General features: G+C 61.1%; 12 protein-coding genes. 5 read left to right on the top strand and 7 right to left on the bottom strand.

Going from position 1 to position 12,373, the window contains the following annotated elements:
* Nucleotides 1-1,113: 1,113 nt before the first annotated feature.
* A complete protein-coding gene (locus AAF563_24620; GenBank protein ID MEM7124483.1) occupies nucleotides 1,114-1,908 on the top strand; it encodes a trypsin-like peptidase domain-containing protein in 795 nt (264 codons plus the stop codon).
* Nucleotides 1,909-1,924: 16 nt separating this feature from the next.
* Here the strand turns inward: AAF563_24620 and AAF563_24625 are convergent, their stop codons facing one another.
* Entirely contained in the window at nucleotides 1,925-2,992 is a 1,068-nt protein-coding gene (locus AAF563_24625) for an LLM class flavin-dependent oxidoreductase (protein ID MEM7124484.1), read from the bottom strand.
* A gap of 98 nt (nucleotides 2,993-3,090) precedes the next feature.
* On the opposite strand from AAF563_24625, the gene AAF563_24630 reads away from it, so the two are divergent.
* The gene (locus tag AAF563_24630; GenBank protein ID MEM7124485.1) at nucleotides 3,091-3,930 is read left to right on the top strand and encodes an amidohydrolase family protein; all 840 of its coding nucleotides are present in this window, start codon (nucleotides 3,091-3,093) and stop codon (nucleotides 3,928-3,930) included.
* A 5-nt stretch (nucleotides 3,931-3,935) separates the two neighbouring features.
* Here AAF563_24630 and AAF563_24635 read toward each other — a convergent pair whose 3' ends face one another.
* From AAF563_24635 to phnF, 5 genes are all read right to left on the bottom strand, one after another.
* On the bottom strand, nucleotides 3,936-4,841 hold the full coding sequence (locus AAF563_24635; GenBank protein ID MEM7124486.1) for a DMT family transporter: 906 nt from the start codon (nucleotides 4,839-4,841) through the stop codon (nucleotides 3,936-3,938).
* Between the two features lie 61 nt (nucleotides 4,842-4,902).
* On the bottom strand, nucleotides 4,903-5,667 hold the full coding sequence (locus AAF563_24640) for a class II aldolase/adducin family protein (protein ID MEM7124487.1): 765 nt from the start codon (nucleotides 5,665-5,667) through the stop codon (nucleotides 4,903-4,905).
* Nucleotides 5,668-5,702: 35 nt separating this feature from the next.
* A complete protein-coding gene (locus AAF563_24645; protein ID MEM7124488.1) occupies nucleotides 5,703-6,551 on the bottom strand; it encodes a TauD/TfdA family dioxygenase in 849 nt (282 codons plus the stop codon).
* An 87-nt stretch (nucleotides 6,552-6,638) separates the two neighbouring features.
* Nucleotides 6,639-8,429 carry a radical SAM protein gene (locus tag AAF563_24650; protein ID MEM7124489.1) on the bottom strand — a complete coding sequence of 597 codons (1,791 nt, stop codon included), beginning with the start codon at nucleotides 8,427-8,429 and terminating at the stop codon, nucleotides 6,639-6,641.
* Between the two features lie 228 nt (nucleotides 8,430-8,657).
* Nucleotides 8,658-9,374 carry a phosphonate metabolism transcriptional regulator PhnF gene (gene phnF / locus AAF563_24655; protein ID MEM7124490.1) on the bottom strand — a complete coding sequence of 239 codons (717 nt, stop codon included), beginning with the start codon at nucleotides 9,372-9,374 and terminating at the stop codon, nucleotides 8,658-8,660.
* Between the two features lie 124 nt (nucleotides 9,375-9,498).
* Between phnF and AAF563_24660 the strand changes: the two genes are divergently transcribed.
* From AAF563_24660 to phnN, 3 genes are read left to right on the top strand one after another with little or no spacing between them, the layout of a single operon-like run.
* Nucleotides 9,499-10,062, top strand: coding sequence for a phosphonate degradation HD-domain oxygenase (locus AAF563_24660; protein MEM7124491.1), 564 nt, complete (start codon nucleotides 9,499-9,501; stop codon nucleotides 10,060-10,062).
* Nucleotides 10,059-10,751 (top strand): DUF1045 domain-containing protein, encoded by a 693-nt coding sequence (locus AAF563_24665; GenBank protein MEM7124492.1) that lies wholly within the window; start codon nucleotides 10,059-10,061, stop codon nucleotides 10,749-10,751. The genes AAF563_24660 and AAF563_24665 overlap by 4 nt, the downstream gene beginning before the upstream one ends.
* 6 nt (nucleotides 10,752-10,757) lie before the next feature.
* Nucleotides 10,758-11,309 carry a phosphonate metabolism protein/1,5-bisphosphokinase (PRPP-forming) PhnN gene (gene phnN / locus AAF563_24670; GenBank protein MEM7124493.1) on the top strand — a complete coding sequence of 184 codons (552 nt, stop codon included), beginning with the start codon at nucleotides 10,758-10,760 and terminating at the stop codon, nucleotides 11,307-11,309.
* Here phnN and AAF563_24675 read toward each other — a convergent pair.
* On the bottom strand, nucleotides 11,306-12,067 hold the full coding sequence (locus tag AAF563_24675) for an IS5 family transposase (GenBank protein MEM7124494.1): 762 nt from the start codon (nucleotides 12,065-12,067) through the stop codon (nucleotides 11,306-11,308). The genes phnN and AAF563_24675 overlap by 4 nt on opposite strands.
* Nucleotides 12,068-12,373 lie beyond the last annotated feature (306 nt).

Raw genomic sequence — 12,373 nt, forward strand, 5'->3', positions numbered from 1 at the left:
CGGCGGCGGCGGTGATGGCGGCGGCGGCGGTGATGGCGGCGGCGGCGGTGATGGCGGCGGCGGCGGTGATGGCGGCGGCGGCGGTGACGGCGGCGGCGGCGGTGACGGCGGCGGCGGTGATGGCGGCGGCGGTGATGGCGGCGGCGGTGACGGCGGCGGCGGCGGAAACTAGCCGCCACCCAAGAACGCTATGCCGATCAGGCCCCGCTTGGGCCCCAAGCTGGGGCTGCGCCGGTCAAGAGATACCTCATGTCCCGCGTCGGTTTTCTGATGCTTTTCGGATCGATGGTGCCGCTTTCAGGCACGTCGGTTGGTGTGACGCTAGGCTGCTCGCGAAGGCGCGTGGGGCTTGATTGAGGGCTGTGTGTACACAATATGTTCTATCATGAGTAAGAAACAGGACCAGCGCCAGACCGATGAGCGACCGAAGCTTCGCCGCTGTTTGATGTGCGAATCGAGCTTTGAGAGTTCATGGGCCGGTGAGCGCATCTGTGGACGGTGCCGATCGTCGCACAACTGGCGCAATGGCGTCGGTGCAACAACACGGTCGAACTTTCAGTAGAACGCTGGCTTAGATAGCACGGCTATCCTTCTGTTGCGCGACAGGTAACGCGACCGCCTCCCGGCGGACATCGCGCGCGTTGTCGTGGTTCGGCGTCCAGGCGTGACGGATTCCAGATCATGAAAGGCGGAACGCCATCGATCATGGTCATACCGCGATCCACCGACCGGCGATTGCCTCTAGATATCGACCCCCAAGTATGTCGATGTCAGACGACGCCAAGTTTGCAGCATAGGGACTTGCGATCGATCGGGTGCTGCGAGAAAACTGTTGCGCGGACATGAGAGCAGGTTCTGTTTCGATGGGTCGCTGAGCGATTCCATCAAGTCAGGTTAACGCGCTCTAGTGTCGGCAATCGATCTCGCGATAGGCCTTTCATGAACCGGCAACCCCGACCAACAAACTGGCAGATATTGTGGAGGAGCGGCTTGTTGCCGCTCGTGGCAGGTGTTCTGATTGCTGCAGTTGGCTCATTGGCCGCTGCGATGCCCGGGATCACGTCGTTAACACTGGACCATCAGGTCACTGACGGAATCATTCCGATAGACATTGTGGGTGAGGACACGCGCCGCCTGTCGTTGTTTCCCTATGTTGCGAACGTTGGTGCCGGCGACAACTCGTTGGCGAGCGCGGTCGTTGTTGGGCGACGCCATCTCATCACCGCGGCCCACTTGTTCGTCGGCAACGGCCGTTGGCTCGCCACCGGCATTGCGCGTGAACCCGTCGCCAGCGAGCTCAGCCGATACCGGGTGTTCATCGAAGGTTGCCCAAACCGGACCTATGCCATCTCTGATGTGCACGTCAACACGTTGAACCCAGAGATCAACCGCGCATCGGATTACGCGGTCGTTCAAATCGCCGAGCCGCATTGCGGTGTCAGCGTTCCCATTTGGAGCATGACGCGCGATGACGTCGATGCGTTTCTGCTGTCACCGAGCGGAACGGTAGACCGGCGCGATGTCACGGTGGCCGGATACTACGGGCCCCATACGGTAGCGCTCTACAGTGAGTCCGCATCTCTTGATACAGGTAAGTTCGAAAACCTTGAGTTCGATCTGAGCCTTGCCTGGCAGTATGCAGCCGAGGGGCCGATTGTTGAACAGGGCACGGGACGCGAGCTGCGTCTAGAGCCCAACAACCGACAGCGTTTGTTTGCCCATGAAATCGACACGGACGTCGGTAGCTCAGGCGGTCCGCTGCTGGTCCGAGATGGTGACGAGGTCTACGCCATCGGCATTCAGATTGGCGAACGTCGCGACGACGTGGATCTCAACTACGCCATCAGCATTTCGGACGACTTCCTGGATATGATCGTCGAGCACGTTCCCGACGCCGTGTTTCGCTAGTCAGCCTGCGAGAGCGTTACTGTGCCGCGTTCATTGCCTGATCGGTATCTGCAAACGCAGGCATGACTTCCCTGATAAAGAGCTCGAGGGAGCGCTTCTGCTCTTTCATGCCAAGCCCGAAGCTGGCGCAATAGGTGAACTGGTCGACACCCAGCGCCTCATACGGTTTGAGTTTCGCGATCACCTCGTCAGGTGTGCCAAACATCAGGTTGTCGCGGAACGCCTGGACATCGACGCCCTCCTGATCATTTAGGGCCTCCATATCGATCTCATCGGCGAAGCCATTGGTGACACCGCCCAGGTTCCTGAACAGGTTCTGGAACCGCGCCATCTGTTTCATGGTGGCCTCGATGGGTGCTTCCGCGCGATCGGGCCGGTCGTACACAGCGACATAGCGCATGGTTGCGAACTGCGGGCGATTCAGGTCGGGATTGTCGCGCAACACGGTTTCGAACCGCTCCTTGTACGTCTCGACTTCCGAGAAGGGGCGGGCGATTGCCCATGACAGGATGTTGCAGCCGTTCTTGATGCCCCACTCATAGGTCAGTGGCGATCGTGCGGCGACCCATAGTGGCGGATGGGGTTTCTGGAGCGGCTGGGGCACCGATATCGAGGTCGGGAACGACCAGTACTCGCCGTCATGGGCGTACTCGCCCTGCCACAGCGCTTTTACCGCCGGCAGCATCTCGTGCATGTACTTGTAGCCGAGTTTCTGGTCGAGGCCGCCCGCCATGCGGTCGAACTCGCGCTGATAGGCGCCGCTGCCAATGCCGAATTCAAGACGGCCGCCACTGTAGAGGTCGAGCATCGCTGCTTCGCCGGCGACGCGGATCGGGTGCCAATAGGGTGCGACAACAACCGCGGTGCCCAAACGGATACGCGAGGTGTGGGCCGCCCACCAGGTCAGGATCTGAAACGGATTGGGCGCGATCTGCAATTCGATGGCGTGGTGTTCGGCGGCCCAGGCGATGTGAAAACCGCCCGCGTCGGCCATCTGCACCATCTCCAGCGCGTGCCGTTCGACATCCCGCATGTCGATATCGGGCGACAGACGCTCCATGTTCATCACCAGTTGGAACTTCATACCCGCTTCGCCTCGTCGATCCCTTTGCGATTGCTATACTAGTCGGGACGGCCACGAGGGGATAGGGACTGGTCGTTGCGTGGAGGGGAGGCGATACCGTGCTGATCGATTGGCACACAAACCTGTGGCTGCCCGAGCATTTGGGCCCGGAGCAGCGCGAGGAAATGGGCGTTCGAACCGGCAAGAGCATTGCCGCTGATCCAGACGCCCATCTGGCCGGCGTTGCCGCGATGGCCGACAAGTTCGTCGTGTTGACGTTGCGCTGGAACCAGCTAGGCATTCATGTGCCGAACGAGTTCGTCGCCGACTATGTCGGCCGTTTTCCCGATCGCGCCATCGGCTTTGCCTGCGTCGATCCTCATGACGACGACGCGCCGGAGGAGCTGGAGCGCGCCGTCATCGAACTGGGCCTGCGCGGTCTTAAGATCTCGCCGGTCTATGCCGGCTACGATCCGTGGTCGAAGGAGGCGTGGCGACTCTACGAGGTCGCCAACCGGCTCGCCATTCCGCTGTTGTGGCACCAGTCGGCGGCCTATCCGGCGGCGAGCATGCTGGAATACGGCAATCCCATCTTGCTGGACAAGATCGCACGGGCGTTCCCGGATCTGCCGATGATCATCGCCCATGTCGGTCAGCCGTGGATCGGCGAGACCGTGGTGCTGCTGCGCAAACACAAGCAGCTCTTCGCCGATCTATCGGCGCGCTACTACCGCCAGTGGCAGTGCTACAACGCCCTGATGCTGGCGCTGGACTACAAGGTGACGGACCAGCTCCTGTTCGGATCCGACTTTCCCATGCAGACAACGCAGGAAGCGCTTAGCTCGTTCCGCGCCATCAACGACTGGGGCGAAGACGTGACACTGCCGCGTTTCCCCGACGAGATCATCGAGGACATCATCTCGAACCGCCCGTTCAACCTGATCTGGCCTGATCGCTAGAGGCGCTAGCTTTCCTTGCTCTCCTGACGTGGCGCGGACGAACCTTCGCGCCGTGCCGTGTAGAGAGCCGCGAGAACGATGAACGCCGATCCCACCCACACCCAGACGTCGGGCAGTTCGGCGAACCAGATGGCGCCCAGCGCACCGGCAAAGATCAGGCGCACATAAGATAGTGGCGCAATGAAACTCGCCTCGCCAAGGCGGTAGGCGCGCAGAACCATGGCCTGGGCGGCAATGCCGGCCGCCGCGACGCCCAGGATCAGGCCCGCCTGGTGCCAGGTCGGCATCACCCAATGCGCCAAGGCGAACCATGCGGAGAACAGGCCGGACGAGACAAAGGTGAAGAACATCATCGAAAGCTGGCTCTCGCGCGCCGGGAAACGCTTCACGATGACAATCGATAGTGCGATGAGCAGGGCCTGGATCAGCACGATCAAGGCGATGGGATCGAAACCGGCACCACCCGGTTGCACGACGATGATGACGCCGATAAAGCCTGCCGCTGTCGCCGCCCAACGCCGCCAGCCCACCTGTTCGCCCAGGACGAAGACGGCGAGGACGGTGACAAAGAGTGGCGCGGTAAAACCGATCGCCGTGGCGTCGGCCAGCGGTATCACGGTGAAAGCGTAGAAGCCGATGACGATAGCGCCGCCGCCGGCGACCGAGCGCGTCATATGCAGTCTTAAATGGCGCGTACGCCATGGAGCGATGCGCCGGCGATAGAGCAGGGGCCCGACGACCAATAGGCCGATGACGGCGCGCACGAAAGCGGTCTGAAAGGCGCTGATCCCGCTGTCGCCGGCCGCCTTCACCAGCGCTGCCGTGGTGGCAAAGGCGGCCGCAGCCGCAATGACAAAGGCCGCGCCACGCAGATTGTCGGCGCGCGACACGCTGGCGAGGGGGGCCGTCACAACGGTGTGGTCATGGCTGATCGATCGCGGACGCCCCAGGCATTGATGCTACCGGTCGCGGTTACGATGCGTAGTTCGAGCCTTCACGTTCGAGCACGCGTTTCAACGCTTCAAAATGCTGGTGGGCGGATCGGGCGCGATGGCCGCCATGCACCTCGTTTTGAATGCGGTTCAACACGGCCTTGGGAATCTGGGCGAGAGCGTTGCCTGAACTGACGACCCGGTACTGACGTTGGCAAACGTGTTCGACGTAGTAGAGGTCATCGAACGCCTCGGCGACCGTATCGCCGAGCACCGTGATGCCGTGACTGCGGCTGAGCAGGACCGGCTTGCCGTTGAACGCGTGCGCCATACGCTCGCCTTCGACCGTGTCGGACGCAAAACCCTGATAGTCGTTGTCGTAGGCAATGCGATCGAGGAATCGCAGACAATCCTGATCGAACATCTCGATCTCGCCGCCATCACTATCGGCCAGCCAGTTGCAATAGGGCGGATGGGCGTGCAGCACGCAGGTCGCTTCCGGGATCAGCTCATGGATCTTCGAGTGGATGCAGAACGCTGTCGTCTCGACAGGGCCATCACCCTCGACGACCGTTCCTTCCCGATCGACCACAATCAAGTTCGATGCGGTTATCTCCGACATCAACAGACCATGCGGTTTTACCAGGAACAAGTCCTGGGCGCCGGGGACTGTCAGCGTGAAGTGGTTCCAGATGCCGTCGTCAAAACCAAAGCGGCTGGCCAGTTGGTAAGCGGCCGCGAGGTCGATGCGCGCCTGGCGCTTGGGATCGGGGCCGGTGTCCAGTTTGACGGCTGTGGCTGTCATGGTGGGGTCTCCTATGGTTCGTGCCGGGCCTATGGCTAACGGCGAATGGTAGCGCGACGCATGACCCGTTTGAAACCCTTGCTGCCGGCATGGGCGGCAAGGTCGTCATTCAGCGCGTTATGCATGGCGCAACGGTTGTCCCAGACGGCGATGGATCCGGGCTGCCACCGGAATCGGCAACAGAACTCGTGACGGGTCGCATGTTCTTCCAGGTAGTCGAGCAGCATGCGGCTTTCCCTGTCCGTCATGCCGTCAATCGCGAAGCAGTAGTCTGGGCTGATGAAGAGCGACTTGCGCCCGGTAACGGGATGCGTTTTGACGAGCGGGTGGCGCGTCACCTGGCGCGTCGCGCCCTCCTTGCCCATCAGGCTCATGCCCTTGAAGTTCTGCGAGTGGTCTGCCGGTTCGAATGAGTCGTGGACACCGGCCAGCGTCTCGACCAAGAGTTTCATGCCATCCGACAGCGTCTCGTACGCCAGGTACATGTTGCAGAACATGGTATCGCCGCCGACTGGCGGAACCTCGATCGCGTGGAGCACGGCACCTAGAGGCGGTTCCTCCCGAAACGACATGTCGGCATGCCAGCCGGCGCCGAAGTTTCGCACCTCGCTCGGCATTTTCACGATGTCGATCAGCTCGGGGTAGCCATCGATCCCGTTGACGAACGGATAGGGCTCCAACTCGCCAAACCGGCGGGCAAGGGCAATGTGCTGGTCCGGTGTCAGATCCTGATCGCGAAAAAAAATGACAAGGTGATCGCGAAACGCCTGGCTGATCTGATCCCAGCCTTCGTTGCCCAATGGTTCGGCAAGGTCGACACCCAGAATTTCCGCGCCGATGGCGGAGGCGAGGGGGCGGATCTCGAGATCCTGTTGTTTCATCATGACCGCCTGGACATGGGCCCGCAGTGTCGTACCGCGAACAAGCGTGCGACGGATATGCGCCGATGACCAGTCGAAACGTCTATCGCGTCATTCCGCCGCGGCGGCGCGTGTCCTCTCGCGGATTTCGTCGTGCTGGCGCTTACGCGCGACCGCGCTGTCGCCGCCCATGGTTTTCTTGAACATGTCGAGGGTCTCGAACTCGTCGTCGACGGCTTCCGTAAGGGCCAGATCGGTGTAGTTCCAGCGATCAGGCGAGGCCTTGATCCGCCGGTAGATCGGGTAGAGACGTCCGACGATACGGGCGAACTGGTAATGCTTGGCGATAACCTCGCCGACATAGCGCGGATAGAAAACGATGGGGTTTTCCTTCGGCAGACCGTGGCGCCGATCCTTGCGGAACTTCAGTCGGAAGTAACCGCCCTCCAAAGGATGGACGCCTTCATAGGTCACCATCAGATAGAACCACATCATCAGGAAGAACTTGTTGCCCGGTCGACCGCGCTTGTGGGCGGACGCACGCCGCAACACCGTTTCCATGTGCTCGATGCTGTAATAGCTGTCCCACGCGGCGCGATAGGCCTCTTCCCACTCCTGGTCGGACATCTTCGGGTGATGGCTGACACGGTGGTTAAGATCGTACTTGTTGAGATCGGGGTCCATCCACGTGCCCGCATGCCACAGTTTTTGATGGTCCTCGGAGCCAGGCAAGGGCGTCAGGAAGAAGAACTCCAACAGATCCAGCGGCAGTTCGCGCTTGATGATCTCGATGTCGCGCAGGATCGATTCCTTGGTGTCGCTGGGAAAGCCCAGGATATAGCCCGCGTAAGTGGTCGCGCCGTGGTCGCGCCACATCTGCAGCATCGATCGGTACTCGGTGATCTTGTTCTGGCGTTTCTTGGCCGCCAGCAGGTTGTCGGGGTTGATGTTCTCCAGTCCGATAAAGACCCGGTTCACGCCGGCGCGTGTCGCCTTTTCAATGAAGTTCTTGATGTTGTGGCACAGCGTGTCGACCTGGATGATGAACTTGATGTCCAGACCTTCGCCTTCCCGCAACTCAATCAGCCGATCAAAGAACGCTTCCCAATCCTTGTTGCGCGCGAAGTTGTCGTCGGTGATGAAGAATCGGTTGATACCCTGCTCGTAGTTGTCGCGGATGATACGCTCCAGGTCGTCGGCGCTGCGGAACCGGCTCTTGCGCCCCTGGACGTTGATGATGGTACAGAACGAGCATTGGAACGGGCAGCCGCGTCCCAGATCGAAGCTGGAATGGGAGCCCGCGGTCAGCCGGATGTGTTGCTCGGGCAGGATGGGTGTCGGCTCGCCCTGGATGTTGGGCAGGTCCTTCATGAAGTTATAGAGCGGCTTCAGGTCGTCGTTCCAGGCGTCACGGAAGACATCGCCGAGGCGGTCGTCCTCGGCCTCGCCAGCAAAAAACGAAATGCCCAGCGCCTGAGCTTCCTTCATGTCGTCGGGCATCTCAGGCAGCATCGACATGCAGCCGGAGACATGAAAGCCACCGATTGCGACCTGCAGTCCGGCGTCGCGGAATACGCGGCCCAGATCGACCGCGCGCGGGAACTGGTTCGACTGGACACCGACCAGCGCGATCAACGCTTTGCCGCCGGCCTGCCGGATCATGTTGATGATGCGCTGGGGCTTGACCCGCTTGTTGGTCTCGTCATAGGTGTGCAGGCGGATGTCGACGTTTTCGCCCAGTGCCGCGCGGTCCTGGCAATCCCGCGACAGACCATTAAGACACGCCAGCGTGTTCGACGGGATCGCCGATCTCAGCCACTGAATGGGATAGCCGTCATCGTCGTAATGGGTCGGTTTGATCATCACGACATGAAAAATCGACTTCTCGGTCGATGCCGCCATAGCGTCGCTTGCCCCGTCTGCCTCTGGATCGTTGATAACACATTGATATGGCTATGACTCCCCCATTCTTTGTAGGGATATGGCCGGTCGAGGACAACCGAGGCTAAAGCAATTGCCGATTTCACGGGGACAGTGCCGGCGCGCTCCCCGCCCGGCCGCCCATGGCAGCATCCTCGGGGTGGTCGGGTGGGCGAGCGGTCTGGTGATGTCGCTTGATCGAAACGTACGCTAGAGCTCGAACACCAACTGCATTCGATGGCCGGCATAGCGGGCGATGCAGTACTCGATGGGTTTGCCGTCCCGGTCCACGTTGACGCTCTCGGTGTAGAGAATGGGCTGGGCGCGCGCCATGTTGAGCAGGTGGGCGTCCTCCGGTTCGGGCAGGCGGGCCGACACCCTGGAGAGCTTGCGAAAGTAGTCGTCGACACCGAATTGGCGCAGCGCCTTCGTAATCGACCCTGTCTCCCGATAGGTCTTGTCCAGGCCGCGAAAGCGGGTCTGGGGAAACTGATGCGCGCCAATGCTGACCGGCCGGCCGTCGACAAAGGAGAGCAGCTCGAGGAGCACGACTTTTTGGCCGCGACGTATCTCAAGCGCGGATGCCGCCTGGGTATCAGCCGCAACCGTCTCGGCGCGCACGACCTCGCCGCTGGGTTGCCGGCCGAGATTGCTGATGTTCTCTGAGAACCGAGTTCTGCGCCGCACCGCGTAGTCGATCACATCGTCCTGCACGAACGTGCCGCGCCCCTGTTCGATGCGAACCAAGCCGTCGTCGCGTAACGCGCTTAAGGCGCGACGCAGGGTGTGGCGGTTGACGCCAAAGCGTTCCGCCAGTTCGGACTCGGTCGGTAGTCGGTCACCGGGCTTCCAATTGCCGGAGACGATGTCCTCTTTCATGCGGTCTTCGATCTGCCGCCACATGGCGACACCGCTGCCGCGCTCCATGCTCTGCTCCGATGCAATTCTCTGTCAGAAGGTCTATATGATTAGACAGCTTTGGCAAGTCGTCGAAGTACTGTCACATGTCTGAGATATGTTTGCTGGCGTACGCAGATAGAGAAGGGTTCGCATGCAACAGGTGACGATAGACGACATCAAACGGGTTCTCGACGCCGAGGGCGGCCAACGCTATGGCCGCGAGGCGGTAAGTCAGCGCCAACACGCACTGCAATGCGCGACATGGGCGGAACGTTCCGGCGCAGCGCCCGGACTGGTCGCGGCGGCGCTGCTGCACGACATCGGCCATCTTATCGACCCGGATGCCGAGACCGCCGATGACGAAGGGCAAGATCTGCGCCATGAGGCGAGTGGCGCGCGCTGGATCAGTCAGCTCTTTGGTGACGATGTGCTGGTGCCGATCCGCCTTCATGTGGCGGCGAAGCGTTACCTGACGGCTGTTGAACCGGACTACTTGGATAAACTCTCCCCGCAGTCGGTGCGCAGTCTTGAGCTTCAGGGCGGTCCGTTTACGCAGGCCGAGGCGCAGCGTTTCATCGACGCGCCCTATGCCAAGGATGCCGTCATGCTGCGACGCTGGGATGAACTTGCCAAGGATCCGGATGCCAAGACGCCTGAACTCGATCACTTCGTCGCTGTCCTGGAAGCCTGCGCGGCGCGGAACAGATCCACGTGAGCGAGAGGGTCGCCATCTACTATACGCCGGCCGCGGGCTCGGCCCTCTCGACCTTCGCGGCTGGATGGCTCGGCCGCGACGTTTCTTCTGAACAAGAGATTTCGAGAGTTTCTGTGGATGGTCTCGATCCGTCGTGGCAAAAGGTGATCACGAGATCGCCTCGGCGATACGGGTTTCACGGAACGCTCAAGGCGCCGTTCACGTTGGCCGGCGACCACGCCATGGACGATCTGCACCAGGCGCTCGCGAACTTCGTTGCTGGCCGACCCGCGGTAACCCTGCCGGGACTTGCGCTCAGCGACCTCTACGGCTTTGTCGCACTGGTGCCGGCGGCGGAAGCGCCGGAAATCAACGACCTTGCCGCGGCGTGCGTCGAGATGTTTGAGCGCTTTCGCGCGCCCTTGTCTCCGGCCGATCTGGAGCGCCGCCGCCAGTCGGATCTGACCTGTCATCAAGATGACCTCCTGGTCCGCTGGGGCTACCCTTATGTGATGGACGAATTTCACTTTCACCTGACGCTCAGCGAATTCCTTGAACCGGCCGACAGCCATCGCGTGATTGACGCGCTTTCGCCGGTCGTTCAACCGATTTGCCAGCCGCCCGTGACCATCGACGCCGTCAGCCTCCTTGTTCAGACGGATCGCCAATCACCGTTTGTCTTGGTAGACCGGTTCCCACTGAGCGGCTGACGTCCCTTGCCTGGTGTTCTCATCCTCGTCGTGGGACCGAGTGGTGTCGGCAAGGACACGTTGCTTGACGGCGCAAGGCAGACGCTCGATCGCGCGCGCTTCGTCTTCCCAAGGCGTGTGATTACGCGAGCCGAGGATGCCGGCGGCGAGGATCACCAGGGTACGACGCCTGAGGCCTTTGCGCGCCAGCGCGCAGACGGCGCCTTTGCCCTGTCATGGCCCGCCCATGGGCATGACTATGGGGTGCCGGCATCGATCGTCGACGACCTGACGGCCGGGCATCATGTGGTGGTCAACGTCTCGCGGGGCGTGATCGACGACGCGCGGCAGCGGTTTCCGCGTGTTGGTGTCGTATCGATCTCGGCGCCGCGCGACGCCCTCAAGTCACGACTTGAGGAGAGAGGACGGGAAACACGTGAGGACGTCGAAAGCCGGCTCGATCGCGCGGCTGCTGTTACCGTGGCCGGCGATGATGTGATCGACGTGGTCAACGACGGCTCTGTCGAACAAGGGATCGCGCGATTCATCGCCGCACTCGAAACTCTGGCGGCGGACTAGGACGTGGACTCATAAACGCCCAGCCATAAGCGGATTGCCGCGAGCTTGATGAATGCGAGGAAGTTCTCCGCCAGCTTGTCGTAGCGGGTGGCGATCCGTCGGCAATGCTTGATGCGATTGAAGAACCGCTCCACGTGATTGCGATCTCGGTACAGATGCGGGCTGAAGCAGACCGGGTTCTTGCGGTTTCGTTTCGGCGGAATGTTAGCCCACGCTCCACGCTCTCTCGCAAACTCCCTGATTGTATCGGAGTCATAGGCTCTGTCGGCGAGCAGCATGCTGTTGTAGCGAAGCTCCGTCAGCAGATCACCGGCGAGCAGACTGTCATGCTCTTGCCCGGCGCTGAGCGCCAATCGGAGAGGCAATCCCTTGGCATCGACAACCGCGTGGACTTTTGTTGTAAGCCCGCCGCGTGACCGGCCCGTGCAGTTGCTCGCGCATTCCGTGACGCAACTTGCGTGTTGGTGCACCTGGACAATGGACGTGTCGAGCATCTGAACATTGTCGTCGCGCCTGTCCGTCATGGCAGCAAGGATGCTGTCCCAGATACCTGCCCTGCGCCATCGGTTGAAGCGGTTGTAACAGGTCGTATACGGGCCGTAGCACTCAGGCAGATCGCGCCACGGCGCTCCGGAGCGTAACACCCAGAAGATGCCGTTCAGCACAAGCCGGTCATCAACGCGGGGCACACCGCGAGAATTGGTTGGCAGAACGGGTTGGATGATCGACCACTCAAAGTCGGAAAGTTGATAGCGCATGATTCGAAGCTCCTGTGAGCTTGAATCACGATTGAGCCACATCCGGCAATGTGCCCGTCCAAATGTCCGGTTTCGGGCACACTTTCACCGTCGGCCTGACAGATCGGTCAAGAGCAAAAAATGACCCTAAGCGGTCAGCCCAGCACACCACACAATGAGAGTTCTAACTCCAACTCCATATCAAGCGTGAGGAACTACCGGCGCTTTGACCCCAAACCGGCCTTAGCTACCAACCCTCTGATACGCCCTTGAGAATAGCTTTTCCTGCCTCTGCCCCAGGCACGAGTTCGATGATCTCGTTATGAA

The sequence above is a fragment of the Pseudomonadota bacterium genome (genome assembly GCA_039028155.1).
In the GTDB taxonomy this organism is placed as follows: domain Bacteria; phylum Pseudomonadota; class Alphaproteobacteria; order SP197; family SP197; genus JANQGO01.

Bases quoted from the DNA above. Each gene is read 5' to 3' on its own strand.
- AAF563_24625 (MEM7124484.1), bottom strand. From the start codon at position 2,992: ATGAAGTTCCAACTGGTGATGAACATGGAGCGTCTGTCGCCCGATATC.
- AAF563_24640 (MEM7124487.1), bottom strand. From the start codon at position 5,667: ATGACAGCCACAGCCGTCAAACTGGACACCGGCCCCGATCCCAAGCGC.
- AAF563_24645 (MEM7124488.1), bottom strand. From the start codon at position 6,551: ATGATGAAACAACAGGATCTCGAGATCCGCCCCCTCGCCTCCGCCATC.
- AAF563_24650 (MEM7124489.1), bottom strand. From the start codon at position 8,429: ATGGCGGCATCGACCGAGAAGTCGATTTTTCATGTCGTGATGATCAAA.
- phnF (MEM7124490.1), bottom strand. From the start codon at position 9,374: ATGGAGCGCGGCAGCGGTGTCGCCATGTGGCGGCAGATCGAAGACCGC.
- AAF563_24660 (MEM7124491.1), top strand. From the start codon at position 9,499: ATGCAACAGGTGACGATAGACGACATCAAACGGGTTCTCGACGCCGAG.
- AAF563_24675 (MEM7124494.1), bottom strand. From the start codon at position 12,067: ATGCGCTATCAACTTTCCGACTTTGAGTGGTCGATCATCCAACCCGTT.